Source organism: Halomicrococcus pelagicus (assembly GCF_051917725.1).
Classification (GTDB): Archaea; Halobacteriota; Halobacteria; order Halobacteriales; family Haladaptataceae; genus Halomicrococcus.
Window position 1 is genome coordinate 273,693 of sequence record NZ_JBQBLX010000004.1, and the last position, 26,445, is coordinate 300,137.

A 26,445-nucleotide genomic window follows, 5' to 3' on the forward strand; every position below is an offset into this window, starting at 1 on the left:
AGTTAACTGCGCGCCGGCCGTCACGCCGGTCGTGACAGAGATACTCCCCGAATCGACGAGGCGGTTCACCCGCGCGTCCATCGCCGAACCGGACGACGTCCTGCGCGAGATGGAGGAGCGCGGCGAGGAGTTCCCCACCGTCGGGCGCGAGGTGGGTCAGTTCCTCCGACTGCTCGCCCGGATGGTCGACGCCCGCCGCGTCTTCGAGTTCGGTTCCGGGTTCGGCTACTCCGCCTACTGGTTCGCGGGGGCGCTCCCCGAGGACGGCCAGGTCGTCCTCACCGAGCACGACCCCGACGAACTCGACGAGGCGCGCGAGTACCTCGACCGCGGCGGGTTCGCCGACCGCGCAGCGTTCGAGGAGGGCGACGCCCTCGACACCGTCCAGGGGTACGACGGCCCGTTCGACGTGGTGCTGATCGACCACCAGAAGCGACGCTACCCGGAGGCGCTGGCCGAGGTCCGGGAGAAGGTCGCACCCGGTGGCGTCGTCGTCGCCGACAACGCGATGGTCAGCGGCGCCCAGGACTTCGACGGCATCCTCGACGCGCTGGAGGGCGGCGCCCCCGACCTGGACGAGGAATCCCGCGGCATCGCGGAGTACCTGACGACGGTGCGCGACGACCCCGAGTTCGAGACGAGCGTCGTGCCGCTCGGCGAGGGCATCGCGGTGAGCTACAGGCGGTAGGCAGCCGAACCGCCGCGCCCACCGCCGATTACGGCGGCGAGGTGACGACCAGTACCGGCACGTCGACGACCCGCAGGACGCGCCCCGTGACGCTCCCGAGTCGCTGGCCGGAGAACCCTGACTGCCCCCGCGACGCCATCACGACGAGGTCCACGTCGTTCTCCTCGACGTACTCGCGGATGGCCCGGTGGGACGTACCGCGAACGACGGCCGACTCGTGGTCGCCGTCTCCAACCTCCGCCTCGAACCGGTCGAGCGCTTCCCGCCCCTGTTCTTCGAGTCGCTCGATGTACTGCTTCGAGACGCCGCCGGCGTCGAACGGGCCTGCCACGGCCTGGAGGTCCACGACGGTGAGGAGGTGAAGCGCCGCGCCGCAGCGGTTGGCGAGGTCGCCCGCGTACGGAGCCGCCCACTCCGCGGCCTCGCTGCCGTCGGTCGTGGCGAGCACGCGTTCGTACTCCCGGTCTCCCGGCGAGTCGCTGCCGGGGACGACCAGCACCGGCACGTCGATTCGGCGCAGCACCTGCTCGGTGACGCTGCCGAGGAGCCGGCGTCCGACCCCGACACGGCCCTTCCGGCCGACGACGACGAGGTCGGTGCCCCGGTCGGCTGCGAACCCGGTGATGGCTTTCGCCGGCCGCCCCTCGACGACGTGCGTCTCGACCGCGACGTCACGGTCGGCGGCCAGTTCGGCCGTCTCGTCGAGGATGGCCTGTCCGCGCTCGGTCGCGGTGTCGCCCGTCCCGTCGCGACCGAGCAGCGACCGCTCCCTGTACGCGTAGAGCAGGTCGACGGTCGCGTCGTACGCGTCCGCCAGCGCGAAGCCGAACGTCGCCGCGCGGCGCGCGTTATCGCTTCCGTCGACTGCGATGAGAATCTCGTCGAACATCCTTCGTCTATCGAAGAGTGCACGGGAGCGAATTTATAGTTGGGTCCCGATTGGCCCGGAGTCAGCGTCGACTGCCGGGCTGGGGGTCGACGTGCGGCTTCGCCATCAGGTCCTCGAACCGGCTCTCGTCGACGAACTCCAGCAACCGGACGAGCTGTTCGGTGGCGGCCTCGAAGATCTGCTCGCCCTTCTCGGGGGTCGCGTCGGTCTGGTCGCCGAGGACGCCGTTCTCGGTGTTGTCGATGGCGTCGTAGAAGTTGCGCGCGCCGTAGCGGTACGGGTCGGCGTCCTCGAACACCGGTACGCCGCCGTCGCGAGCCTCCTCGAGACGGTCCTCGTGCACGAGTTCCGGCGCGAGGTGCATGATCATCGCCGTCTCCTTCGGGCCGCCGTGCGGGCCGTTGCGCTCGAAGAGGTCGTCCACGAGGTCCGGAATGGATTCGTCCCACATCCACTCGACGGCGAACGCCGCCCGGTCCTCGCGCAACCGACGCCCCACCTCGCGGAGATGCTGCATGTTGCCGCCGTGGGCGTTGACGTAGACGATGCGGTCGACGCCGTGGTAGGTGAGGTTGCGCGAGAAGCTCTCGACGTAGTCGCGGAACTCCGGCGGGTCGACCCACATCGTCCCGTGGAACTGCTTGTGGTGCGGGCTGACGCCGACGTTCACGGTGGGCGTACAGAGGAAGCCCGCGCGGTCGGCGGCCTCCCGGGCCAACCCCTCGGCGATGAGGTGGTCGGTGGCGAGCGGCAGGTGCGGTCCGTGCTGTTCGGTCGAACCGAGCGGAACGACGGCGACCGACTCCTCGGCGACGTAGTCTCCGAGGTCCGGCCACGCCTGGTCGGCGAGGTACATACACTGATTCCGGTCGCGAGGGCGTATAAATCCCGCTCTCGCGGCGAATCGACGTGGCGACCGTCGACCGACGGCTGACCGCCCGGACGTTTCCCCCCGATGATAAGAGTCATTTCGCGGTGCTGTGAAGCTCCCGACGTGACCGCCCTCCAGACCGACCGACGGAGCGTCCTCGCAGCGTCCGGGACGGCGCTCACCGCCGGCCTTTTCGCGGTGAGCTCCGACGGCGAATCGTCCGAACCGCGCTGGCCGATGGAGCGCTACGACGCCGCCGGCACCGGCCACGCTCCCGACTCGACCGGCCCCGAGACGGGAGCACGCGTCCGCTGGAAACACGAGATTTACGGACTCGTCTTCGCCCCGCCGTCGCCGACCCTCCACGAGGGGACGCTGTACTACAGCGCCGCGGACAGGTTCCTGGCCGTGGACGCCGACACCGGAACGGTTCGTCGCGAGGTCGAGAACGGGACCTACCTCTCCTCACCCACCGTCGTCACCGACACCGCCTACGCGAACGAGACGCTGGCGGTCGCGGACCGTGCGGGACTGGCCGGCGTCAACCCGGCCGGCGGCGTCGACGTTTTCGGCCACCGCTACCGCTGGTCGAACCGCTGGACGTACCCCGACCGCGACCGCGACGACCCCCTCTTCACGTTCGGGAGCGAGACGTCGCCGGCACCGGTCGTCACCGACGACGCGCTGGTGTACGCCGGTAGTGTCGGCGGCGAGAACGCTGTCGCAGTGCTCGACCCGAGCAGCGCCGCGGAGCGCTGGCGCGTCGAGCTTCGCGGCGAGTTACGACGGCCGGCGGTCCACGACGGAACCGTCTACGTCGCCTCGTGGGGCGGTGGGGTCCGCGCGCTGGCCCTCGACGACGGTTCCGAACTGTGGCGTACGAGAACCGACCAGGAGACGGTCCACGGACTCGCCGTCTCCGATGGTCGCGTCGTCGTCACCGACTGGGAGAACGCCTACGCGTTCGACGCGACCACCGGGAACCGATTGTGGCAACGCGCGTTCGACGCCCAGATACGGTCACCGCCGGCGATTGCCGACGACACCCTCCTCGTCACCTCGGAGAAGACCGAGGGGCGGTTGTACGCGCTCGACGCTGCGACCGGCGAAACGCGGTGGACCTTCGGCGACGGCAACTGGGACTCCTCGCCCGTCGTTGCGGGCGGCGTGGTGTACCATCCGAGTCATCACGACCTCTTCGCCCTCGACCTCGGAACCGGCGAACGGCTGTGGCGGTTCGCGTCCGAAGGGTCGGTGTCGACGCCCGTCGTCGCGGACGGTCGGGTGTACGTCGCCGGTGGACACGTCCTCTACGCCCTGGAGGAGTCGCGATGACGGACGGTGACCCGACGGACGGCGCGGGAGAGGGGAACGAACCGCTGGACGACGAAGTCGCCTCCGAACCGGGGACGGACGTGGAGTCGGGCGGAGTGTCGGCGAGGGGGCTGTTTCGAGCGTCGCTGTTCCGACTCCGCGAGCGCCCTGCGCTGCTGGTCCCGTTCGCGCTCGCCGGTCTCGTCGCGGCGCTCGTCGACGCGGTCAGGTTCGCGGACCCCGTCCCGGTCCAGTTGCAGTCGTGGCCGTACCGGGGCACGATTCACGTTACGCTGCTCGTCTTCCCCGGCGGGTCGAGCGTCGCCGGACTCTCTCCCGGAACGGTGCTCGGCCTGCGACCGGTCTTTCTCGCCGAACTCGTCGTCCTCTGGGGCGTCGCGCTCGCCGCCACCGTCGTCGCGACCGGACTGACCGTAATCGAGGCCAGCGGCGGTTCCTGGCGCGAGGTCACGCGAGCGCAGCTCGTTCGGCTGTTCGAGTACGCCGTCGGCGTGTCGATCGTCGCCGGCGCACTCGTGCTCGTCGCGGCGGTACAGTTCGTCGTCGCCGTCTTCGCGCTCCTCTTCGTCCTCGGACTCGCCGCGCGGTTGTTCGTCGCTCCACCGCTCGTGATGCTCGACGGTGAGACGCCGGTCGCCGCGGCGCTCGAGAGCAACCGTCGGACGCGCCGCGACGACCTGTCGTTGGGCGGGGTCGTGCTCGTCGCCGGAATCCTGAGTTACGTGCTCGTGAGCGTCCCCTACATCGGGACCGTCCTCAGTACCGCGGTCGTCGGGGCGGTGTACGCCGTCGCCACCATCGTCGCCTACGAGCGCTGCTAGGTATCACGGCTCCGCGACCGTGTGCTCCGCGACGTACTGCTCGACCTCCGGTCGCGCCGCCTCGCGCTTGCGCCGGTGCTCGCGCAGGAACGCCGCGAGGCGTTCCTTCGCTATCGATTTCAGTTCGCCGGAGAGCATCGCGCCGGACTCGTACTCCTCGCGGATGCGTTCGAGTTCGTCGTCGTCCGCTATCAGGTGGGCGGCGAGCAGTTCGAACACCACGTCCTCCTCGATGTCCGCGCCCTTCCGGCGGTGTTCCTCGACGCTGACCCGGCCGCCGGTCTTCGCCCGGTCTATCTTCCGCTTCGCGTCCTCGACGTCGTCGGTGAGCGCGACGTAGCTGTCGGGGTCCGAGGAGCTCATCTTGCCGCCCTGCAGACCCCGGAGGAAGCGGTGGTAGGTGCTCGCCGGCTTGACGTAGTCGGCGTCGCGGAACCGGGACGCCACGTCACGCGTCATCCGGACGTGTGGGTCCTGGTCGATGCCGACCGGGACGACGGTCGGCTTCGGTCCGCCGCGCTCGGGCGACTGGGGCCGGAGCACGTCGGCGTACTGCGTGAACGCCGCCGTCATCTTCGCGGGGTCGGCGCCGCCGTAGGTCGCCGCGAACTCGTTTTCGGTGACGTGGCGGGCGAACAGCTTGCTCCGGACGTGGTGGTCGTTGCCCGCACCGGACTGGAAGTAGAAGTCCGTCGAGTCGAGGTCCAGCCCCAGCGCGACGTAGTTCAACAGGTACTCCTCGACGACGCGCTCGCGGGCCTCCGAAAGCGACACGTCGCGGGTGACGTACGACTCGACGTCCGCCGCACAGAGCGTGACCGCCGCGCCCATCTCCTGGAACGTGAGCACCTGCTCGACCACCGCGAGGTGGCCGAAGTGGAACCTGCCGGAGGGCATCAGCCCGGTCATCACCGCGAACGGTTCGCCCGCGTCGCGGGCGTCGAGCACCCGGTCCAGGTCGCGCTGCCCGAAGACGACGCCGCGCCGGACGAGGCGGTCGTCGGGCAGTCGCTCGGCCACCGACTCGATGGGTTCGATGCCGAACTGTGCCATCGTCTCGTCGTAGTCGCCGACGTCGACGTCGCCCCAGGGGTCGATTTCAGCCACGGCTGGTCACCTCCCCGGTTTCCACTCGGAACTGTACGTTCGTTACCGCAGAATTCGTCTCAGTGCGCGCTGGTCGGCCAAAATCGACCACCGGCAGTAGCGGCTTCTGACATGCCGGTCGTAGCTCGGGCCAGCACGCTCAAAAGGGTTTCCCCAGAAGGCCGGGCACGTTCGGCGCGGCCAGTCCGGCCCTTCGGCCCCAACCACTAACCCCGTGCTGGCTAGCTAGACAAGCCATGCAGGACGACGATCAGCACACCGACGAACCCCCCGCAGAGGAAGCGTTCGACGACTCTCTCTTCCCCTACGGAGGCTCCCCGTACGGGTTCGGATGGTCGGTCTGGCCGTGGTCGGGCGCGGAGGACGAGAACGACGCCAACGGCGGGAGCGAGGAGTTCGGGCCCTCCGAAGCGACGGACGAGGACGGTCCGTGGGAGGAAGGGGTCGTCTCCGTACTCCTCGTCGTGGGCGTCGTCCTCTTTCTCTTCCCCGAACCGGCCACCTCGGCGATCGGAATGGTTCTCGTCGCTCTCGGACTGGCCACGTGGCTGCTGGATTGGCTAACGTAGAATCGGCCGGAGGACACGGCCGTTCCCGTTCGAACCGCCGTGCGACGCCCGGACGCGTCCCGCGAGGAGCTACCGGCGACGGTGCGTCAGCCTCGCTACGGAGTCAATCGTCGCCGGAGACGTGGAAGTTCGGCGATTCCGACCGCGAGGCGGCCTCCTCGACGAACCGCACCGACGGACTCGCGGCGAACGCCACGAGCGAGGCGAGGAACAGGGGCGTGATGCTGGCGCCGTCGCTGAGCGCGATGGCGATGAGCGCGGACGACAGCGGCGTGCCGGTCACTACGGAGTTGAACGACGCCATACCCGCGAGCATCGCCAGCATCGGCGGGAGACCGGGGACGACCAGCGCCGTCGCCTGGCCGACGAGCGCTCCCATGAACATGTGCGGGACGATGAGGCCGCCGATCCAGTTTCCGTGGATGGTGAACGCGGCGGCGACCATGACCGCACCGAGCGTCAGCAGTAGCGTCTCCAGCGAGAAGCCGCCCTCCAGCAGGACGCTCATCTTCGCTCCGCCGTAGAAGTACGACAGCGGCACGAGCCAGCCGAGCACGCCGATGACCGCGCCGGCGAGCGTCGTTCGGACGTACACCGCGAGGGACAACCGGCGGAACGCTCGCCCGACGAGCGAGAACGTCTTCGAGTACACCAGCCCGAACGGGATGCAGACGACGCCGATGCCGACGGCCCAGCCGAGCGTCCCGAGCGTCGGCGAGGCGAGCGCGGTCGTCTCCCACGTGGGGAACAGCGCCATCCCCCCGAGCGCGGCTTCCGTGAGATACCCCGCGAACGAGGCGACGAACGTCGGGATGAGCGCCTCGTAGTACTCGAGTCCGTGGTCGTGGGGAAGTTCCAGCCAGAGGAGCGCCCCGCCGATGGGCGCACCCAGGATCGTCCCGAACCCCGCCCCCATCCCCGAGAGCGTCAGGAGTTTCGTCGAGTTCTCGAACCCGAACAGTTCCGAGACGTACGTGCCGAACGAACCGCCGACGACCGACATCACTCCCTCCGGTCCCGCGTTCTGTCCGGCGACCAACCCGACGAGACCGACGGGGAGGATGGGAACGTTCTCCTCGAGTTCGACCCGCCCCTCGGCGTGGAACTGCTGGACGAGCGCCGAGAGGGCTCCGGGATAGAACGTCGCGTAGAGGACGGCTCCGACGACGACGCCCGCACCGATGCTGACCGGGACGCGCCAGTACGTCGCGGTCAGCGTCGTCCAGAGCTGATGTTTGACGAAGAGCCAGACGAGACGGAACGCCGTGGCGACGAGGCCGACGCCGACCCCCAGGACGGCGGCGACCACCAGCATGTGGTGAAACTCGCGCTCGTTCAGCCGAACGTGGTCCATCGGCGGGCGATACGAACCGGAGCGGGGCGTGTTTTACGTTCTTCGCCGGAGCCGCCCTCCCCGGGACGCCGGAGAACGGGCCCGACCAGCGAGAACGATTTCGCACCGTCCGTTCCGTCGAGGATTTTCCGGGAGAGGGTACCCGTCTCGGGTACCGGGGGGTCGCTGCCGACGAGTCAACCCTTTTGGCTCTCGGGCCCCAGTGCTACTCCCATGAAAGCCGTGTTCCACCACTCGAACGACGATTCGGACCTCCACGAGCGCGTCGTCAACAACGTCGCCAACCTCCTCGACGACGACACGGTCGACGTCGAGGCCGTCGCACTCGTGGCCAACAGCGGCGGCCTCGCCCTCCTGACGACGGACTCCCCCCAGCGCGAGACGGTCGAAGCGCTTCAGGAGCGCGGCGTCAGCTTCAGGCAGTGCCGCAACACGATAGAGGGCAAGGGCCTCACCGAGGACGACCTCATCGACGGCGTCGAACTCGTGTCCTCGGGCGTCGGTGAACTCGCGCGACTCCAGGACGAGGGCTACGCTTACCTCAAGCCCTGAGAGCCGGTCAGGGGAGCAGCGCCGGAATCGTGTTCCGGAAGATGTTGAGCGCGATGACGAACAGGAGGGCGACGACGAACCAGTTGAACTTCCGTTCGTCTATCTCCAGCCGACGGAGGTACGTGCCGATCAGCAACCCGACGACGGTGACGACGGCGATGACCGACCCGAGCCAGAGTCGGTAGGTCGTCATCAGGTCGGTGAAGAGGAGCATCTGGACGATGCGGACGGTGAAGATGGTTCCGAGCACCATCGAGAGTCCGCCGATGTATCGTTCGACGTCGCGTTCGAACGTGTGGAAGTAGGCGGGCAGGAGCGGGCCGAGATTGGCGACGGCGAGCAGGAACCCTTCGAGGAAGCCCGCCACGCCGAGCGCGACGGGGTGGTGTGCTTGCCGAATCGTCACGAAGTTCTGGACGACCTGGAAGACGACGTACCCGAAGATGACGAGACCGATGAGGAACGGGATTATCGGACCGGTCCGGAACTGTGCGAGGAACGACACGCCGACGACGGAACCGACGACGGCCAGCAGCAACAGCGCCCACTCCTCGCGGACGAACGTGAGGCCCGTGTCGGTCTCGCCGATCTGGAACATGTTGATCATCCACGGCGGGATGGCGAGGACGACGACCGCGAGCGTCGGGTCGATGACCGACGCGAAGATCGGCGTCGTGATGAGCGAGTACCCGAACCCGATCATGCCCTTGACCACGCCGGCGACGATTGCGACGCCGACGAACAGTGCAAACAGGCCGAGGGAGATGTTCGACTGCACGCCTTTCGTGACGTTCTCCGCTCCGGGGAAGAAGACGACCGACCCGACGAGGACGGCGAGCGTCGCGAACGCCATCATCACTTCGCGATACTGGAGGTCGAAGAGATTCGCGACGAACGTTCCGGCGTTCCCGCGAGATTCGTGTTGACTCATCCTTGCGTTCCCTAACGAGCGCTCGGTTATCCGTCTGGATTTCGCGGTAGCGAGTGCGGCAGCCGATGTCGGCCCCAAAAACGTCGTACAGGGACTTCTGGCCGTTTCGCGCCGGAACGTGGCGTTCGTCGGCGTCTACACGAGTCACAGACACCGGAAAGAATCGCCGCAGAACCGTTCCGACAGCGGACGGACGTCACGGTACACGGCAGGTCGTCGAGATGGAGACTCTTAGCCAGTAGTAGTTTGGGACGTGCCAGCGATACGACGTACGGGGGAGATCGAAAGTGAACTACGACGACTGGCGTTCGGAACAGGAGACCGCGACCGTCTCGGTCGACGGACACGAACTCGAGGTCGCCTACTACGACGAGGGGTCCGGCGACCCGGTCCTGTTCCTCCACGGAATTCCGACGAACTCGTTCCTGTGGCGGAACGTCGTTCCGCCCATCAGCGAGGAACGTCGCGTAATCGTCCCGGACATGGTCGGCTACGGGAACTCGTCGATGTACGACGGGTTCGACCGGTCGCTCCGCGCCCAGGAGGTGATGGTCGACGAACTCGTCGAGACGCTCGGTCTGGACGCCGTGTCGCTGGTCGGACACGACCTCGGCGGCGGCGTCTTCCTTCGGTACGCCGCTCACAATCCGGACGCCGTCGACCGGCTCGTACTGTCCAACGCCGTCGCCTACGACTCGTGGCCGGTTCCGTTCATCACGGAGCTCGGACTCCCGTCGACGGTCGAGGAGACGAGCGTCGAGGAGCTACGGCAGATGCTCGAGGAGACGTTCGTGGACACGCTGTCGAGCGGTGACCCGTCGTCGGAGTTCCTCGACGGGATGACGACACCGTGGCAGTCCGAAACGGGGCTCACCTCGCTCGTCCGGAACGCCGTCGCGACGAACACGAGCCATACGACGGAAATCGACCCCGGGGCGGTCTCCGCGGAGACGCTCCTGTTGTGGGGTGCCGACGACGAGCTTCAGGCCATCGAGTACGCAGAGCGCCTCCGGGACGACATCGCGGACGCCGAGCTTACCGGACTGGACGACGCCACTCACTGGGTGATGGAGGACCGGCCGGAGGCGTATCGGGAGGAACTGAGCGCGTTCCTCCTCGGCGCGGAGTGAGCCGCCGACCGCTCGCCCGGCAGGTACAACACGCTCGCCCGCCCAGTCGACACCGTGCCCCTGCTCCAGTTCGACACGACGCTCTCGCTGGCCGCCGACGAGAAGACGACGTTCGCGGAACGAGTGACCGAACTGTACACCCGCGAGATGGCGACCACGGCCGGCCACGTCGCCGTCACGATTCGCGAGCGAACCGACGCGGAGATGCACCTCGGACGTGGCGTCGACGGGCCGTTGCTGTTCCTCGACGCCCAGATCCGTCGCGGTCGCTCCCACGAGCGAAAGCGAGCGTTCGCGCTCGGAACGATGGAGTACGCCGGCGACGCCTTCGACGTCCCAGACCCGAACATGAAAGTCGTGTTCACCGAACACCCCGGCGAAGCGATGATGGGCGTCGACCGCGTCGGCGGCGAGTGGACGGAAAAGTGAGTCGCGTCGCCGTCTATCGCCGCGGTTCCCTGCCCGCACCCGGACGCGACGCCGGCCCTCCCCGCAGGGATCAGTCCGCGTCGCCGCCGATGGTCACGACGTTCGTGCCGAACGGTTCGAGCGTCGTCTCGAAGGTGGCGGTGAGTTCGTCGTCGGGGAAGATGCCGAGAACGCGGGCCGGTTCGTCGCCGACGGTTTCGAGGCCGTGCGGGACCATCTCGGGGACGACCGCGCACTGGCCGGTCGACAGTTCGACCGTCTCCCCGTCGACGGTCGCTGCGACCGTCCCGGCGGTTACGACGAGCAGTTCCTCGCTGCTGTCGGTGTGCGTCGGCAGGTAGTCGCCGGGCTGGATCTCCATGCAGACCATCGTGAGGTCGTCGGCAGTGACGTCGCTGGCGTTCGGTGTCCCTGGCGAGAGCGGGAAGTATCCGTGCAGGCGGGCGTGGTCGTCGTCTTCTGCCCGTACCTCGGTACCCTCGAACTGGTAGAGGTCGACAGGCTGCACTTTCTTCGTCTGCGTTTTGCTGGTCATGGTTTCGTCTCCCATCGGAGGGGAAAACGCGCCAAAAACGACGGGCTCGATGCGTTCTACCGCCCCGAACCGAGGGGTATATAGGCGCCGCGAGATATTGAGCATTTCGTTCGATTCCGCCGAACGCGGCCGTGAGCCGACCAGCGACGTCGGAATCCCGGAAGTGTGAACCGGAGCGCCGGTCGTCGTTTCCCCCGCCGCCACGTTCATCGACCCGGCGAGCGTCGAGCGCGTCCCGACCTTCCCGAGGCGGTCGAGTCGGGCGACTCCGCGGTCAGTCCAGCAGGCGACCGACCTCAGCCAGCGAGTCGAGTACGTGGTCCGGTCGCACTGTCGCGTCGTCGAGGTCCGCTCGCGTCGTCACGCCGGAGAGGACGAGCGCGGTCGTCATCCCCAGACGCTCGCCGAGCGCGACGTCGGTGTCGAGGTGGTCGCCGACGACCAGGCAACGCTCGGCGGCGACGCCGAGTCGCTCCAGCGCCGTCGCTGCCGTCTCCTCCGAGGGCTTGCCGAGCACCCGGTCAGGCTCGCGGCCCGCCACGCCCGCGATGGCGTTGACGACCGCCCCCGACCCGGGAACGAGACGGTCGCTCGTCGGGATAGTGCGGTCGGGGTCGGTCCCGACGAACGCCGCGCCGTCTTCGAGCGCCCAGAACGCCCGCGTGAGACGGTCGTAGTCGAACTCACGGTCGATGGACGCGACGACCACGTCCGCGGCGTCGGGGTCGTCCGTGGGGTCGAAGCCGTACTCCCGTAGCAGGTCGTGGAGGTACGGCTCGCCGACGACGAACGGCACGCCGTCCGGGTGTTCGCTCGCGAGGTACTCCGCGGTGACGGTCGCGGCGGTGAGCACCTGTCCAGGGGCGACGTCGATGCCGTGGGCCGTGAGGCGGTCGGCGTGGTACTCAGCCGGACGGGTCGGATTGTTCGAACAGAGGAGGAGGTCCGCGCCGGCGTCGCGGAGGACCCGTACGCCCTCGCGGGCGCCCGGAATGCGGTCGTTCCCGCGCACGAGCGTGCCGTCCACGTCGAGTATCGCGCCGCGAAAGGTGGCCATGGCTTCGAGAGACGAGCGCGGAGGTGTTCAATCTCACCCCGACGAGTCGACGCGAGGAGCGGACCGTATCAGGCGCCCTCGGGAGCGACGCCGTCCGCTTCCAGCACCCATCGGACGATCTTCGCTTCGACGAGGTCGCGCTCGCTGTGGAGCGAGTCCCGCCCGTACTCGGCCACGACTCGCTCGCTGCGCTCCATCAGTCGGGATTCGACGCCGCTCTGGTCAGGTTCGTCGCGGGTGCGGTCCAGCAGCGCCTCGAAGTCCTCGCGGAGGTCGAAGGACGCTCGGGCGGCGTTGCAACGCGGCAGGGGGCTCATCCCGGCGTCGAGTACGAGGTCCCGGACGACCGCCCAGTCGCTCTCGCAGAAGTGGACGGACACCTCGCCGACGACGTCCTGCCACGCGATGGGGTCGCCATGTTTGAGTTCCGGAATCGCTCGCGGCGGCAGGTCGACGCGCACCGGAGCGTCCGGGTCGTCGCAGAGACAGCAGGGCTGCTCCGTCTTCCCGGTGTACATGGTCGCCCGTTAGGAGCGAGGCGGTAAGTCCCTGCCGCCGCGAGACGGCAGCAGTTCGCCGTCAGTCGTCCCCGGCCTCGGCGACGTCGGGGAGGTCGGACGTCTCGGCGTCGTGCGTGCCGACCGGCGGACGATTCACCTCGGCGGCGACCGAGGCGCCGAGGTCCGTCTCGTCGTCGATGGCGGCCATCTCGCCCGCCTCGCGAGCGTCCTGGTCGATGCGCATCGAGCAGAACTCCGCCCCGCACATCGAGCAGAACCGCGCCTCCTTGTAGTTGTCGCCGGGGAGCGTCTGGTCGTGGTACTCCCGGGCGCGTTCGGGGTCGAGCGCGAGGTCGAACTGACGACGCCAGTCGAAGGCGTACCGGGCCTCGGAGAGCGCGTCGTCCCAGTCGCGGGCACCCTCGCGACCGTTCGCGACGTCGGCGGCGTGGGCGGCGATGCGGTAGGCCGCGAGACCGTCGCGAACGTCCGCCGCCTCGGGCAGACCGAGGTGTTCTTTCGGGGTGACGTAACAGAGCATCGCCGCGCCGGCGCGGGCGGCTTCGGTCGCGCCGATGGCGCTGGTGATGTGGTCGTAGCCCGGCGCGACGTCGGTCACGAGCGGGCCGAGCACGTAGAACGGCGCGCCGTCACAGACCTCCTGCTGGCGCTCGACCTGGCCGGCGATTCGGTCCATCGGGACGTGACCCGGCCCCTCGACCATGACCTGCACGCCGCGCTCCCACGCGGTCCGGGTGAGTTCGCCGAGCGTCTCCAGTTCGGCGAACTGGGCGTCGTCGCCGGCGTCGGCGAGACAGCCGGGACGGAGTCCGTCGCCGAGGCTGAACGTCACGTCGTACTCGGCGAAGATATCACAGATGTCCTCGAACCGGGTGTAAAGGGGGTTCTGCTCGCCGTTCTGCTCCATCCACTCGGCGAGGATGGAGCCGCCGCGCGAGACGATGCCGGTCTTCCGGCCGTCGGTGAGCGGAAGGTGTTCGGCCAGGACGCCGGCGTGGATGGTCTGGTAGTCGACGCCCTGCTCGGCCTGTTTCTCTATCACGTCGACCAGGAGGTCCGGCGTGATGTCTTCCGGACTTCCCGCGCGCGTTACGGCCTCGTATATGGGCACCGTGCCCACTGGAACCGGCGAGTGCTCGACGTTCGACGCCCGGATGGCGTCGAGGTCGCCGCCGGTGCTGAGGTCCATCACCGTGTCCGCGCCGTAGTGGACGGCGGTGTGGAGCTTCCGGAGTTCTTCGTCGGCGTCGCTGGCCTCGTCGCTCGCGCCGATGTTCGCGTTCACCTTCGTCGAGAACGCCCGGCCGATTATCATCGGGTCGAGCGCGTCGTGCTCACGGTTGTTCGGTATCACCGCCCGGCCCTCCGCGACCTGTTCGCGGACGAACGCCGAGTCGACCCGTTCGCGCTCCGCGACTCGCTCCATCGCTTCCGTGACCTCGCCGTTTCGCGCTCGCTGTCGTTCCGTCATCGATTACCTAGTGATATTACTTGGTGATAAAAGTTTTCGCGGACGGCACGCCGGGACGTCGGACGGAGAGGACGAGGTACCGACCACGACGAGACGCCGGCCGTATCGCGTCACGACGGTTTTCCGGAAGTACCCCGGCGTCCGCAGTTCACAGGTACTGCGCCGCGATGTACGTCAATAGGGCGAGGAGGAGCAGGGGAAGGACGGTCAGCACGTGCATCATGGCGTAGATCAGCGGCTCGCCTGTCCACGGTGTCCAGACGGCGTACATAACGGTGAAGAACAGGAGGATGAACAGGGGAACGAGATTCACCGTGATGTCGAGCAACGTCTCGCGGTTCCAGATGGAGTGCGGCATCAGTCGTCACCTCCGGAGTCGCTGGACGACTCCACCTCACCGTCGCCCGTCCCGTCGGCGATGGCGGTCTCCTGACGGCGGGCGAACCAGCGCCACTCCTTCGACCGGAGGCCGTCCGCTTCGAGGTCCCACGGGTCGACGTCCTCGACGACCGGGCCTTCCAGCCAGGACTGGACGATGTTCCAGACGAAGATGAGCTGACCGACGCCCAGGATGAACGCGCCGACGGTGGCGACCTGATTCCACGTGGCGAACTGCGGCAGGTAGGTCGCGTAGCGGCGCGGCATGCCGCCGTAGCCGAGGAACAGGAGCGCGAAGAACGTGACGTTCGAGCCGATCATCGTCAGCCAGAAGTGCCAGTGAGCCAGCTGCTTCTGGTACATCTTCCCGGTGAAGATGGGGAACCAGTAGTAGAACGCCGAGAACAGGGCGACGCCGATGGCCCCCATGACGATGAAGTGGAAGTGCCCGACGACGTAGTGTGTGTCGTGGAGCACGAGGTCGATGGGAATCGCGGCGAGGAAGACGCCGGTGACGCCGCCGATGATGAAGTTCTGGACGAACCCGATGCTGAACAGCATCGGCGCGGTCAGGCGCAGCCGGCCGTTCCACATGGTGGTGATCCAGTTGAACACCTTGACCGCGCTCGGTATCGCGATGGCCAGCGACACCGCCATGAAACTCGCCCGAATCCGGGGGTCGATGCCGGTGGCGAACATGTGGTGGGCCCAGACGCCGAACGAAAGGACGCCGATGGCCAGCGTGGAGTAGACGACGAACTTGAACCCGAACAGCTTCCGGCCGGAGAACCGCGGCAGGATGAGGCTGACCAGCCCCATCGGCGGCAGCACGAGGATGTACACCTCGGGGTGGCCGAAGAACCAGAACAGGTGCTGCCAGAGGATGGGACCGCCACCTTCTGTCGCGAAGAACGTCGTGCCGAAGTTCCGGTCGAGCAGCAGCATGACGAGCGCGCTGCCCAGCAGCGGGAACGCGAACAGGATGAGCCCCGACTGGGTGAGCAGCGTCCACGAGAACAGGTCGAGGTCGGGCCAGCCGACGTCGTCGCCGCGCTCGGTGAAGATGGTCGCGATGAAGTTTATCGCACCCATCGTGGTGCTGATGCCCGAGAGGTGTAACCCGAGCAGCATCAGGTCGTTCGCGGGCATCGGTTGCTCGACGGACAGCGGCGTGTACATCGTCCAGCTCGTCTGGGACGGGGCGAGCGACGGTACGAGCAGTCCGCTCCAGATGAGCAGTGCGGCGGGCGGCAACAGCCAGAACGCGATGGCGTTGATGCGCGGGAACGCCATGTCGTCCGCCCCGATGAGCAGCGGGATGAAGTAGTTCCCGAACGCCGCGATGGTCGGCGTGGCGAACAGGAACAGCATCGTGATGCCGTGCGTGGTCAGCAGGCCGTTGTAGAACGTCGGCTCGATGAGATCCGTCTGGGGAGCGAACAGCTCCGCCCGCATAATCAGGATCGAAATTCCCCCCCAGGCGAAGGCGATGATGCCGAACGTGCCGTACAGCATCCCGATGTCCTTGTGGTCGACCGTCGTGAGCCAGCGCGTCAGGCCCGACGGCTTCTCGGCGTACTCGCCGCGCTCTTCCCCCCGCTCCGCCGTTCCCCCGCCGACGGTCGGTGCGTACGACCGCCAGTCCTCGACGCTGAGGATGTAGTACACCACCAGTAGCAAGAACACCCCCATCAGCGCGGTGACCGCCAGGTCGGTGCCGATCTGTGCCATTGAACAGAGGGTCGGCGGGCAGCGGGTAATTCCTTTCGGCAGTTTGTCATATTTTCGGAGGCGGTTCGGTCCTATCGAAAACCTGACTTCGTTGCGATGAAGTTCGAGCGTGGGTTTAGCGACCCGGGCCGTAGGACGAGGGATGGACGACCGGCGAGAGCGAGTCCAGGACGGTGAGCGTCACCAGAACTTGAGGTTGTTCTTCACCGCCGAGCGCTTGAGTTCCTGGATGTGTTCGGTCAGCGGGATGTCCTTCGGACAGACGTTCGTACAGGAGAACTGCGTCTGGCAGCGCCAGACGCCGTGCTTCTGGTCCATCAGGTCCAGTCGGTGCTCCGTCGCCTCGTCGCCCTCGCGCTCGTCGAACGCGAACCGGTAGGCCGTGCTGATGGCCGCCGGACCGAGATACTGGTTGTCACCGGCGGCGATGTTACACGAGGACATGCACGCGCCACACCAGATACAGCGCGTCGCCAGCTTGATCTTCTCGCGGTTCTCGCGGCTCTGCTGCTGCTCTTTCAGGTCGTCCTCCGGGACCGCGTCGGGCTGGAAGAACGGTTCGACGGCGTGCATCTGGTCGTAGAAGTGCTCCATGTCGACGACCAGGTCCTTGACGACGTCCTGGTGGGGAAGCGGTTCCACCTGCACCGGTTCGTCGAGTCCAGCCACCTGGGTCTTGCAGGCGAGTCGTTGGCGGCCGTTGATGAACACCGCGTCGCTGCCACAGATGGCCTGTCGGCAGGAGTGACGCACCGTCAGCGTCGTGTCGAAGTGGTCGCGAGCGTAGATGAGTGCGTCTAGAACCGTCAGTCCTCGCTCGGCCGGGACGTAGAAGTGGTCGAACCGAGGCTCCTGCTTCTCCGGAACGTCCGGGTCATAGCGGAACACCTTCAGGTGGACCGTCTCTCCGTCCTCTCGCTCCTCGCCGGCTGCCGCCCGTTCGCGCTCGCGCGCCGCCTCCGCGGCCATCTGTCGCTGCTGTGGCGAGCGTTCCGCGCGGAACTCCTGTGCCTGCGAGTCCGTCGTCGACTCCTCGGCCTCCTCCAGTCCGGTCTGCTGTTCGGGTTCGCTCACGTGAAACCCCCTTCCAGCGACAGACGGGCCGGAGGAGTATAAGTATCCGGTCGCGTCGGGCGGCCTCGACCATCACGAGGCGGACGGCAAGACACGCTTCGACGTGGTCCGGCGGGCAGCGGAACGCGAACCGGAGGTAGCCTCTGGCGTCGGCCTCGCAGGCGGTTCCAACTGCCGTCAGACAGTTGTCGCGCGGTCCCGTACGCGTAGCCATGCTAGCCTCCGACCTTCTGGTCGAGTGTCTCGAAGCGGAGGGCGTCGAGTACGTCTTCGGCCTTCCGGGCGAGGAACTCGAAGACGTGCTCTTCTCGATTGCGGACTCCGACGTGGAGTTCATCCCGGTGCGTCACGAACAGGGCGCGGCGTTCATGGCCGACGTGCACGGTCGTCTGACGGGCGACGCGGGCGTCTGCCTCTCGACGCTCGGCCCGGGCGCGACGAATCTCCTCACCGGCGTGGCGGACGCTCACCTCGACAAGAGTCCGCTGGTCGCCATCACGGGCCAGTCGGGTCTCGAGAGCCTGCACAAGGAGAGCCACCAGACGCTGGACGTCCTCCACACGTACAAGTCGGTGACCAAGTGGAACACCCAGGTGACCGACCCCGGCGTCATCAACGAGTCCGTGCGCAAGGCGTTCAAGCTCGCCGAGTACGAGAAGCCGGGCGCGACCCACCTCGAACTTCCGGAGGACGTCGCTGCCGAGGAGACCGACGCCGAACCGCTGGAACCGCGGGGACGAGTCCGCCGCCCCGACCCCGACGGCGAGTCGGTCGAACGCGCCGCCGAACTGCTCGAATCCGCGGAGCGTCCGCTGGTCATCGCGGGCAACGGCGCCGTCCGAACCCGGGCGGCCGAGGCCCTCCGGGAGTTCGTCGACGACCGGGGCGTGCCCGTCACCGCGACGTACATGGGCAAGGGGGCGCTGTCTGACCGCGACGACCACTCGCTGTTCACGCTCGACTCGGGCGAGAACGGCGAGGCGGAAGACGCCATCGCCCGCGCCGACTGCGTGCTCGCCGTGGGGTACGACATCGCCGAGCACGACCCCGAGAACTGGAATCCGGACCTCGACAAGGACATCGTCCACCTCGACCACGAGCCCGCTGAGGTGTACGAACATTACAACCCGAGCGTCGAACTCGTCTGTGACCTCTCCGCCGGGCTGGAGCGTCTCGACGAGGCCGCCGACGTAACCTGTGACGACGCGTGGTACCGCGAGGAGCGCGAGGCCATCGCGCGACAGGTGGTCGACCGCCCGGACGAGGACGACCCCGTCACCGTCCGGAACGCGCTGCCGCTCCTTCGCGAGGCGATGGACGACGAGGACGTGCTCATCTCGGACGTGGGCAGCCACAAGATGGCGATCGCCACCGCGTTCCCGGCGTACGAGCCGAACACGGTCCTCATCTCCAACGGCCTCGCCAGCATGGGCATCGCGGTTCCGGGCGGCGTCGCGGCCGACCTCGCGACCGACGAGAACGTCGTCGTCGCCACCGGCGACGGCGGGTTCCTGATGAACGCCGCCGAGATAGAGACCGCGACCCGCCTGGGCTGTGAGTACACCATCCTCCTGTTCAACGACGACGACTACGGTCTCATCTCCAAGCAGCAGGAGGCTCACCGCGACGCCCACACCGGCACGGAGCTGTCGAACCCGGACTTCGTCTCGTTCGCGGAGAGCTTCGGCATCGACGCCTACCGCGCCGAGTCCTGGGACGAGATAGCGGCCGCCCTCGACGAGACGGTCGACGCCGACGGGATGTCGCTCGTCGAGGTCCCCCTGGAGGGCGACTGACCTGGCGCGAGCCGCGACCGCTCGGGGGTCGAACCGTGGACACACCTATCGCCATCGACACGTGCGTCCGTTCCGCCCACGCACTTATCGGACTCGGCGAACTACTCGCCGGTATGCAACTCCGTGAACCGAGCGACGACGACGCCGCACGAATCCGCGAGTTGACCGAGAGCGCGATGACCACCTCGTACGCCCTCAGTCCGCAGCAGATAGAGAACATCGCCGAAACGACGTTCGGCGAGGAGCCCCTGTCGGAGGCGTTCGACGACGACGGGACGGTCCTCGTCGTCGCGGAGGCCGACGCGGAGACGAGCGACGAGGCCGGGGGCGGCGGCGAAGGGACGGTCATCGGCGTTGCAGTCGGCGAGGTCGAGGACGGGAAGGGGGTGCTGCGCTGGGTGCTCGTGGACCCCGAACAGCGCGGCCGCGGCGCCGGCGCCGAACTGTTCGAGAACGGCGTCGAGCGACTGCGCGACCGCGACGTCGAACGGGTCGAGGCGACCGCGCTGGAGGCCAACACCGAGGGCCACCAGTTCTTCGAGGAGTTCGGGTTCGTTCGCGTCGACGAGCGGCAGATCGAGGTCGGCGGCGAGTCCCTCGTCGAGTACGTCTACAGCGATGAGTCGAACGCGGAACAGTCCGAGGCGGCCGAGTCGGGCGACGGCGGAACGGCCGAGACCGGTGCCGAGGGCGAGGAGACCACCGACTTCCCGAACACCGAGACGCGGGACGGCGAACTGACCGCGACGACCGAGGACGGCGACCGGGTGTACGTCGCCCGCGAGGAGACCGAGTCCGGGACCGAGTCGTCCTTCTTCGTGGCGTATTCTGACGAGGCGTACGAGGAGCAGTACGGCTACTACTGCGGGAACTGCGGGTCGCTCGACACGGCGGTCGACGACGTGGGCCGAATCGAGTGCAGCGAGTGCGGGAACGTCCACGCGACGCGGTCGAGCGAGGAGTACGACGACTCGTATCTCTGACCGGGCGACGAACCGCCCCAGCCGGCAGATTTTAACCGGTGCTCGGCCAGCCATCGGGTAGAGCGATGCCCGCGCCCACCAGGGACGACCCGGGAGATGTCGCGACGCCAGTCGAACCCGACGTGGTGGTGCTGCCGGCGTTCGCCGCCGGGGACGTCACCGCCGAGGCCGACCTTCCCAACGAGGTCGAACCGTGGCTCGACGAGTACGCCTTCGACCGCGAACTCGCCGTTCCGGGCGCGAACGCGCCGGTCAGGTACACCGACGACGGCGTCGCCATCACGCCGACCGGGATGGGGAAGGCCGACGCCGCCGCGACCGTCACCGCGCTGCTCCGTGCGCCCGGTCTCGACTGCTCGGACGCCGCCTTCCTGACGGTCGGCATCGCCGGGGCCTCGCCCGAGGCCGGCACCCTCGGCTCCGTCTTCATCGCCGACCACGTCGTCGACTGGGACCGCAAACAGCGGTGGGACGGGACGGCGGACGACGACCCCGTCGAGACGATGCGACTGCTCCCCTACCGCCCCCACGACTACGCCTACGGTCTCGACGACGACTTCGTCGAGCGAGCGTACGAGTGGGCGAGCGACGTTGCCCTCTGCGACACGGAGCGGGCGCGAGAGCACCGCGAGCGCTACTCGCAGGACGCCGCACGGGGTGCGCCGACGGTGGCCGTGGGGACGACCCTCTGCGGCGACGAGTTCTGGCACGGCGCACACCACGCCGAGGCGGCCCGGTGGCTCGTCGACCGGTACGACGCCGGAGAGTACGCGACGACCGAGATGGAGGATTTCGGCACGGCGGCCGCGCTCGATCGCTTCGACCGGACGGAGAGCTATCTCAGCGTCCGGGGCGTCGTCAACTTCGACCGCCCGCCCGAGGGCCGGACCGCGCGAGAGGGCATCGACGAGGACCTCGACGCGGCCACGGTGGAACTCGGCCTGGAGAACGCCTTCCGGGTCGGCTCCCGCATCGTCGACCGACTGGTCGAGTAGCGTCGCGGCGACCGCCGTGGGAGTTACCGGCAGTCGTCGTCGTACTCCCGACTGACGGCCGCGAACGTCGTCTCACCGGTCCGGAGCGACGCGAGCGTCTCCGGGACGTCGTCCACCAGAACGCGAACCTGCGCGGTGCTGTCGCGTTCGCGGACGGTCGCCCGTTCGTCGTCGGACGTCCGTTCGTCGAGCGTGACGCAGAACGGCGTGCCGATCTCGTCCTGTCGACGGTACCGACGGCCGATGCTACCGGAGTCGTCGTACGTCGCCGGGATGCCGCGGCGCGTGAGGCGGTCGGCCAGTTCGCGAGCCCGGTCGGCCTGGTCGTCCGTGAGCGGGAAGACGCCGGCGACGGTCGGTGCGACCGCCGTCGGGAGCGCGAGTCGAGTGCGACCCTCGCCGCCGACCTCGTCGCGGCGGAGCGAGTGGACGAGGACGCCGTAGACGACGCGGTCGATACCGATGGACGGCTCGACGACGTGGGGCGTGACGTGTTCGCCGGTCTCCGTGACCTCGTCGACGCTGAAGCCCGTCTTCTCGACGGGCACCGCGTACGTCTCGCCGTCGACCTCGACGGTGACGTCCTCACTCCGGAACGCGGTGGGGTCGCGCTCGACGAGACTTTCGAGCGCGTCCGCGACGTCGGTGGCGACGTCGCCGAACTCGGGACCGAGGTGGCTCATGTCCGGGTCGACCGTCGGACGTTCGACGACCTTCGGTTCGTCGTACTCCCGGAAGAGGGTGAACCGCTCGTCGGAGCGAGCGTCGTGCTTCGAGAGGTCGTGGTCGGCCCGGAACGCGAAGCCGGCGATTTCGACCCAGTCGCCGTGGAGTCTGGCCTCGGCGTCCCAGCAGGCGCTCGCGTAGTGGGCGAGTTCGCCGGAGCGGTGCTGGCGGAAGCGAAGGCGTTCCGGGTCGACGCCCACGCGCTCGAACCACTGCCGGGCGCGGCCGAGGTAGTAGGCGAGCCACTCGTTCGCGACGACGTCCTCCCGGAGCGCCTCGCGGACCGTCAGCTCCACGCACTCCCCCTCGCGCTCCTGTGCGTCGGCCGGGTAGAGCCGGACCGTCTGGTCGGCGACCGGTTCGAGGCCCGGACCGTCGCCGTCGGGGGCCGTGAACTGCTGGAGTTCCGCGAGCGTGAACTCGCGGACGCGAAGGAGGGACCGTCGCGGGCTTATCTCGTTGCGGTACCCCGAGCCGACCTGGGCGACGCCGAACGGAAGCTGGTTGCGGGCGTACTCCTTGAGCCGCGGGAACTCGACCAGGACGCCCTGGGCGGTCTCCGGCCGGAGGTAGCCCGCCCGCGAACTGCCGGGGCCGATGGACGTCTCGAACATCAGGTTGAACCCGGTGACGGGTTCGTCCGCGAGCGTGGCGCGACACGTCGGACAGTCGACGTCGCACGTCGCGAGGAGCTCCTCGACGTCGGCGGCCGGCAGGCTCTCGGCGTCCTCGACGTCGCTGGCGTCCTCGACGAGGTGGTCGGCCCGGTGGCTCGCGCCGCACTCCGGACATTCGACGAGCATGTCGTCGAACGTGTCGAGGTGGCCGGACGCCTCGAACACCGCTTCGGGGACGACCGTCGGCGACTCTATCTCGTGGTGACCCTCCCGAACGACGAACTGGCGGCGCCACGCGTCCTCGACGTTGCGCTTCAGCGCCGCACCGCGGGGGCCGAACGTGTAGAAGCCGGCGACGCCGCCGTAGGCCTCGTTCGCCTGGAAGAAGAACCCGCGGCGCTTGGCGAGTTCGACGACGTCGGGGTCACTCATCGCGGCACCTCCGTCGGGGACTGCGGACTCGGGGAGAGTTGGCTAGCTGTACTGTCGGGGTCGTCGTGGCTGACATGGTTGCAGTGCTGTGGAACGCTCTGTGTCGGTCGCAGTCGTTACTGCCGAGAATTGGGGGAGTCGCTGGTTTCCGTCCCGGAGACGACCGTAGGATGCGGCCCGGCCCGGGACTCCACCCGACTCCACAGCACTAGCACCGTCCGACGAAAACGGGTGCCATCGGATACATGTCGACAGTTATTCATCATAAGCTTTCGCCCTCCGGAGCCGACCACCGTCGTTTTCGACGCGGGACACCGAGGTCCGGGAGGCCCCGTCCTACACCCCCAGTCGACCCCGGAGCATCGACAGGCCGCTCTGGAGACGGGAGGGGCGTTCGACGAGCGCCATCTCGGTGTCGGTGAGTTCGAAGTCGAAGACGTCGAGGTTCGCCTCGAGATGCTCGCGGCTCGTCGCCTTCGGAATGGCGGCCACGCCGTCGTGCTGGAGCGCCCAGCGTAGCGCGGTCTGGGCCGGGCTCTTGTCGTACTTGCGTCCGATTTCCGTGAGGACGTGGTCGCGCACGACGCCGCCGTGCGCCAGCGGACTGTACGCCGTCAGCAGTACGTCCTCCGCCTGACAGTAGTCTAGCAACTCGCGCTGCGGTTCGAACGGGTGGAACTGCACCTGGTCGGTGACGACGGGAGCGCTGGAAACCCGCCGGGCTTCCCGCAACTGGTCGCGGTCGAAGTTACTCACGCCGACGTGGCGGGTCGCGCCGTCCTGCCGGAGGTCCGAGAGCGCCCCCATCACCTCGGCCGTCGACGCGAGCGGGTTCGGCCAGTGGACGAGCAGCAAGTCGACGTAGTCGGTGCCGAGGCGCGCGAGGCTCTCGTGGACCGAGTCGACGATGTCGTCGTGGGTACGGTGCATCGGCCACACCTTCGTCGTCAGGAACACCTCCTCGCGGTCGACGTCGGCGACCGCCACCGCCCGGCCGACGTCGCGCTCGTTGTCGTACGACTGGGCGGTGTCGACGTGGCGGTACCCCAGTTCCAGCGCCGTGGCGACCGCGTTCCGGCAGGTCGGACCCGACATTCGCCACGTCCCGAGGCCGACCGCCGGCACCTCCTCGCCGTCGACGGTTTCGTACTCCATGGGTCCGTCGTCGACGGGAGACAGTAAATAGCGTGTGGCGAACCGACGGGGCGCGACCGGCCGTCCGGCGGTCGACCGCCGGACGGTGATGGCCAAGCTATTTATTTCGTCACTTCCTGTAGTTAGCGTTCGAATGTCGGTCATCGCCACCTTCTATTTAGAGACGCCGGTGCTTCAGCGGGCCCTGAACGAGGTACCGGAGATGTCGGTATCGGTCGAACAGCAGACGGCGACGGATTCGTCGCCGACGACGATGATATTCTGGGCCGGCGGAGACGACTTCTCGGCGTTCGAGGCCGGGATCGAAGACGACCCGACCGTGACGGACCCGGTGGTCCTCTCGGAGGTCGACGGAACGCGACTGTACAAGATACATCTGACCGATGAGGGCGAGGAAGTCATCACCTACCAGAGCTGGGCCGAGCTGGGTGCGGTTTTCCTCTCTGCGGAGCGGTCGGGCGACGGCTGGACCGTCCAGCTCCGGTTCCCCGACCGGGAGAGTCTCCAGCAGTACGTGGATTTCTGCCGCGAACGCGGGCTGACGCTGGACCTCCGGGAGATCCACACCGCCGACGCGAAGACCGACGACTCGCGCGCGCTGACCGACGTCCAGCGCGAGACGCTGCTCGCCGCCGTCGAAGCGGGGTACTTCACCGTACCCCGGGAGGCCTCAGCGGAGGACCTGGCGGAAGACCTGGGCGTCTCTCACCAGGCCGTCTCCGAACGCCTGCGACGCGCCACCGAGTCGCTCGTTCGAGAAACCATCGGCAGTCCTAAGGACGACCGGTCGGACGAGTAGGCCAGTCACCGACGCTACGAACCGGAGCGGGTGACCTCGGTCGTTCGCGTCCCACTTTGGGGCCGCTCGCCGCCGTGGACGGCCGACTGGTGTACCGCTCGACCGATTCCGGATCGGAGGAGTGAATCCAGCGTGCCAGTTCGACGTCGGACGCCGTCTCCCCGGCGACCTCGTGCTGCGGGTCGCCGTACGATATCAGTTCGGACCGGTCGGCCGTCGCTTCCTCGTGCTGCGGGTCGCCGTACAGCTCTCGTTCGTCGAGCGGGCCCTCGGTGCGTTCGTCGGCGGCGTGGTTTCTGATCATCGGAGAAAACCATAGCTCGACTGGCCGCATCATCCCGTTCCTTGTCCTCGCAAGCCATCCTTAAGTATTGAGACGGAAACCGACAGACGGCGAGGGGTCGAACATCGCCGACCGCGAGGGGTCGCTCTCGAATCGACGCGAGAGCCGTCCGGATCCGACCGGCGTGAGATGGATAACCGAGCGCGTGGTACGTCGCGGTCATGAACGTCCGAGACGGCTTTTTCGCCCTGCTGGTGACCGTGCTCACGGTACTGGCCTACCTGATCGTCCAGCCGTTCGTCACCTACGTGCTCGCTGCGGTTCTCCTGGCGTTTCTGCTGTATCCGCTGCAGCGGCGGTACGCGCCCCGGTTCGGACCGCGGACGACCGCGCTGGGGCTCCTCGCGGTCGCGGTGGCGGTCCTCCTCGTCCCGGTGGGGCTGGTCGTGCTCGCGCTCGGCAACATCGCGACCTCGAACGTGACCGACCGCCCCGTCCTCCAGCAGGTGGAGCGGCTGGCGGGTCGCTTCGGCGTCTCCGTCGACGTTCCCTCGGACGCGGCCGGCCTGGGCGAACAGTTCGTCCAGCTGTTCGCCGGACAGCTGACGGAGGTCGTCGGCGCGACCGTCAACGCGTTCATCGGTCTAACGCTGTTCGTCTTCCTCCTCTACTACTTCCTGGTCGACGGCGCACAGTTCGTCGGGTGGATTCGGGACCTGACGCCGCTGCCGCCGGACGTGCAGGACGAACTGTACGCCGAGGCGAACCGCATCACCTGGGCGGTCATCGAGGGGCACGTCCTCGTCGGACTGGTCCAGGGGCTGCTCGGGGGACTCGGGCTGTTCGTCGCGGGTGTCCCGAACGCGGCACTCTGGACGCTCGTGATGGTGCTGTTCGCGTTCGTCCCCGTCGTCGGCGTCGCTGCCGTCTGGCTGCCGGCCACGGTCTATCTCCTCGTCGTCGGACGGTTCCTGGCCGCCGGATTCCTCTTCGCGTACAGCGCGACGATAATAAGCTGGATCGACAACTACCTTCGAGCGTTCCTCGTCGACCGCGGTGCGGACCTCCATCCGAGCGTCATCCTCGTCGGCGTCGTCGGCGGTCTCTTCGTGATGGGACCGCTCGGGCTCTTCTTCGGGCCCATCGTCCTCGCGCTGTACAAGGCCGTCCTCCTCGTCGTCGACGACTACTACTCGCTGTGAGGCTACGCCAGCGC

General features: G+C 68.0%; 27 protein-coding genes. 12 read left to right on the plus strand and 15 right to left on the minus strand.

Annotated features, from left to right (window positions below):
* Positions 1-31 precede the first annotated feature (31 nt).
* Positions 32-688, plus strand: coding sequence for an O-methyltransferase (locus ACTF4R_RS12960; RefSeq protein WP_440008307.1), 657 nt, complete (start codon positions 32-34; stop codon positions 686-688).
* A gap of 28 nt (positions 689-716) precedes the next feature.
* Here ACTF4R_RS12960 and ACTF4R_RS12965 read toward each other — a convergent pair whose 3' ends face one another.
* Together ACTF4R_RS12965 and ACTF4R_RS12970 are read right to left on the minus strand one after the other, a co-directional pair.
* The gene (locus ACTF4R_RS12965) at positions 717-1,577 is read right to left on the minus strand and encodes a universal stress protein (RefSeq protein ID WP_440008308.1); all 861 of its coding nucleotides are present in this window, start codon (positions 1,575-1,577) and stop codon (positions 717-719) included.
* 61 nt (positions 1,578-1,638) lie between these two features.
* Entirely contained in the window at positions 1,639-2,433 is a 795-nt protein-coding gene (locus tag ACTF4R_RS12970) for a creatininase family protein (protein WP_440008309.1), read from the minus strand.
* A 99-nt stretch (positions 2,434-2,532) separates the two neighbouring features.
* Here ACTF4R_RS12970 and ACTF4R_RS12975 point away from each other — a divergent pair, with 99 nt between their 5' ends.
* Together ACTF4R_RS12975 and ACTF4R_RS12980 are read left to right on the plus strand one after the other, a co-directional pair.
* Positions 2,533-3,783: an outer membrane protein assembly factor BamB family protein gene (locus tag ACTF4R_RS12975; protein ID WP_440008310.1), complete on the plus strand. Its 1,251-nt coding sequence runs from the start codon at positions 2,533-2,535 to the stop codon at positions 3,781-3,783.
* A complete protein-coding gene (locus tag ACTF4R_RS12980; RefSeq protein ID WP_440008311.1) occupies positions 3,780-4,604 on the plus strand; it encodes a hypothetical protein in 825 nt (274 codons plus the stop codon). The genes ACTF4R_RS12975 and ACTF4R_RS12980 overlap by 4 nt, the downstream gene beginning before the upstream one ends.
* Before the next feature lie 3 nt (positions 4,605-4,607).
* Here the strand turns inward: ACTF4R_RS12980 and trpS are convergent, their stop codons facing one another.
* Complete coding sequence (gene trpS / locus ACTF4R_RS12985; RefSeq protein WP_440008312.1) at positions 4,608-5,711, minus strand: tryptophan--tRNA ligase; 1,104 nt, start codon at positions 5,709-5,711, stop codon at positions 4,608-4,610.
* Positions 5,712-5,947: 236 nt separating this feature from the next.
* Here trpS and ACTF4R_RS12990 point away from each other — a divergent pair, with 236 nt between their 5' ends.
* Entirely contained in the window at positions 5,948-6,280 is a 333-nt protein-coding gene (locus ACTF4R_RS12990) for a hypothetical protein (RefSeq protein WP_440008313.1), read from the plus strand.
* 103 nt (positions 6,281-6,383) lie between these two features.
* Here the strand turns inward: ACTF4R_RS12990 and ACTF4R_RS12995 are convergent, their stop codons facing one another.
* Complete coding sequence (locus tag ACTF4R_RS12995) at positions 6,384-7,634, minus strand: chloride channel protein (protein WP_440008314.1); 1,251 nt, start codon at positions 7,632-7,634, stop codon at positions 6,384-6,386.
* A 213-nt stretch (positions 7,635-7,847) separates the two neighbouring features.
* On the opposite strand from ACTF4R_RS12995, the gene ACTF4R_RS13000 reads away from it, so the two are divergent.
* Positions 7,848-8,186, plus strand: coding sequence for a DsrE family protein (locus ACTF4R_RS13000; protein ID WP_440008315.1), 339 nt, complete (start codon positions 7,848-7,850; stop codon positions 8,184-8,186).
* A gap of 7 nt (positions 8,187-8,193) precedes the next feature.
* Here the strand turns inward: ACTF4R_RS13000 and ACTF4R_RS13005 are convergent, their stop codons facing one another.
* Complete coding sequence (locus ACTF4R_RS13005) at positions 8,194-9,117, minus strand: TSUP family transporter (protein ID WP_440008316.1); 924 nt, start codon at positions 9,115-9,117, stop codon at positions 8,194-8,196.
* Positions 9,118-9,404: 287 nt separating this feature from the next.
* Between ACTF4R_RS13005 and ACTF4R_RS13010 the strand changes: the two genes are divergently transcribed.
* Both ACTF4R_RS13010 and ACTF4R_RS13015 read left to right on the plus strand, forming a co-directional pair.
* On the plus strand, positions 9,405-10,247 hold the full coding sequence (locus ACTF4R_RS13010; RefSeq protein ID WP_440008317.1) for an alpha/beta fold hydrolase: 843 nt from the start codon (positions 9,405-9,407) through the stop codon (positions 10,245-10,247).
* A 54-nt stretch (positions 10,248-10,301) separates the two neighbouring features.
* Complete coding sequence (locus ACTF4R_RS13015; RefSeq protein WP_440008318.1) at positions 10,302-10,676, plus strand: tautomerase family protein; 375 nt, start codon at positions 10,302-10,304, stop codon at positions 10,674-10,676.
* A gap of 70 nt (positions 10,677-10,746) precedes the next feature.
* Here the strand turns inward: ACTF4R_RS13015 and ACTF4R_RS13020 are convergent, their stop codons facing one another.
* The 7 genes from ACTF4R_RS13020 to ACTF4R_RS13050 all read right to left on the minus strand — a co-directional run bounded on the left by ACTF4R_RS13020 (position 10,747) and on the right by ACTF4R_RS13050 (position 17,443).
* Positions 10,747-11,211 carry a cupin domain-containing protein gene (locus ACTF4R_RS13020; protein ID WP_440008319.1) on the minus strand — a complete coding sequence of 155 codons (465 nt, stop codon included), beginning with the start codon at positions 11,209-11,211 and terminating at the stop codon, positions 10,747-10,749.
* 274 nt (positions 11,212-11,485) lie between these two features.
* Positions 11,486-12,268 (minus strand): HAD-IIA family hydrolase, encoded by a 783-nt coding sequence (locus tag ACTF4R_RS13025; RefSeq protein WP_440008320.1) that lies wholly within the window; start codon positions 12,266-12,268, stop codon positions 11,486-11,488.
* Positions 12,269-12,336: 68 nt separating this feature from the next.
* Positions 12,337-12,786: a DUF7960 family protein gene (locus tag ACTF4R_RS13030; RefSeq protein ID WP_440008321.1), complete on the minus strand. Its 450-nt coding sequence runs from the start codon at positions 12,784-12,786 to the stop codon at positions 12,337-12,339.
* A 61-nt stretch (positions 12,787-12,847) separates the two neighbouring features.
* Positions 12,848-14,260: a phosphomethylpyrimidine synthase ThiC gene (gene thiC, locus ACTF4R_RS13035; RefSeq protein WP_440008322.1), complete on the minus strand. Its 1,413-nt coding sequence runs from the start codon at positions 14,258-14,260 to the stop codon at positions 12,848-12,850.
* Between the two features lie 148 nt (positions 14,261-14,408).
* The gene (locus ACTF4R_RS13040) at positions 14,409-14,618 is read right to left on the minus strand and encodes a DUF6684 family protein (RefSeq protein ID WP_440008323.1); all 210 of its coding nucleotides are present in this window, start codon (positions 14,616-14,618) and stop codon (positions 14,409-14,411) included.
* A complete protein-coding gene (gene ctaD, locus ACTF4R_RS13045; protein WP_440008324.1) occupies positions 14,618-16,369 on the minus strand; it encodes a cytochrome c oxidase subunit I in 1,752 nt (583 codons plus the stop codon). Before ctaD ends, ACTF4R_RS13040 begins: the two co-directional genes overlap by 1 nt.
* A 180-nt stretch (positions 16,370-16,549) precedes the next feature.
* On the minus strand, positions 16,550-17,443 hold the full coding sequence (locus tag ACTF4R_RS13050) for a succinate dehydrogenase/fumarate reductase iron-sulfur subunit (protein WP_440008325.1): 894 nt from the start codon (positions 17,441-17,443) through the stop codon (positions 16,550-16,552).
* 212 nt (positions 17,444-17,655) lie between these two features.
* Here ACTF4R_RS13050 and ACTF4R_RS13055 point away from each other — a divergent pair, with 212 nt between their 5' ends.
* The 3 genes from ACTF4R_RS13055 to ACTF4R_RS13065 all read left to right on the plus strand — a co-directional run bounded on the left by ACTF4R_RS13055 (position 17,656) and on the right by ACTF4R_RS13065 (position 21,217).
* Entirely contained in the window at positions 17,656-19,239 is a 1,584-nt protein-coding gene (locus tag ACTF4R_RS13055) for an acetolactate synthase large subunit (RefSeq protein WP_440008326.1), read from the plus strand.
* 113 nt (positions 19,240-19,352) lie between these two features.
* Complete coding sequence (locus ACTF4R_RS13060) at positions 19,353-20,222, plus strand: GNAT family N-acetyltransferase (protein ID WP_440008327.1); 870 nt, start codon at positions 19,353-19,355, stop codon at positions 20,220-20,222.
* A 65-nt stretch (positions 20,223-20,287) separates the two neighbouring features.
* Positions 20,288-21,217 (plus strand): phosphorylase family protein, encoded by a 930-nt coding sequence (locus ACTF4R_RS13065; RefSeq protein ID WP_440008328.1) that lies wholly within the window; start codon positions 20,288-20,290, stop codon positions 21,215-21,217.
* 23 nt (positions 21,218-21,240) lie between these two features.
* On the opposite strand, the gene glyS is transcribed toward ACTF4R_RS13065, so the two are convergent.
* Positions 21,241-22,992: a glycine--tRNA ligase gene (glyS, locus tag ACTF4R_RS13070; protein ID WP_440008329.1), complete on the minus strand. Its 1,752-nt coding sequence runs from the start codon at positions 22,990-22,992 to the stop codon at positions 21,241-21,243.
* Positions 22,993-23,328: 336 nt separating this feature from the next.
* Complete coding sequence (locus tag ACTF4R_RS13075; RefSeq protein WP_440008330.1) at positions 23,329-24,147, minus strand: aldo/keto reductase; 819 nt, start codon at positions 24,145-24,147, stop codon at positions 23,329-23,331.
* Between the two features lie 133 nt (positions 24,148-24,280).
* Between ACTF4R_RS13075 and ACTF4R_RS13080 the strand changes: the two genes are divergently transcribed.
* The gene (locus ACTF4R_RS13080) at positions 24,281-24,946 is read left to right on the plus strand and encodes a helix-turn-helix domain-containing protein (protein WP_440008331.1); all 666 of its coding nucleotides are present in this window, start codon (positions 24,281-24,283) and stop codon (positions 24,944-24,946) included.
* Here the strand turns inward: ACTF4R_RS13080 and ACTF4R_RS13085 are convergent.
* Positions 24,921-25,250, minus strand: a complete 330-nt coding sequence (locus tag ACTF4R_RS13085; RefSeq protein ID WP_440008332.1) for a hypothetical protein — start codon at positions 25,248-25,250, stop codon at positions 24,921-24,923. The genes ACTF4R_RS13080 and ACTF4R_RS13085 overlap by 26 nt on opposite strands.
* Positions 25,251-25,450: 200 nt before the next feature.
* Between ACTF4R_RS13085 and ACTF4R_RS13090 the strand changes: the two genes are divergently transcribed.
* Positions 25,451-26,431 (plus strand): AI-2E family transporter, encoded by a 981-nt coding sequence (locus ACTF4R_RS13090; RefSeq protein ID WP_440008333.1) that lies wholly within the window; start codon positions 25,451-25,453, stop codon positions 26,429-26,431.
* Positions 26,432-26,445: the final 14 nt, after the last annotated feature.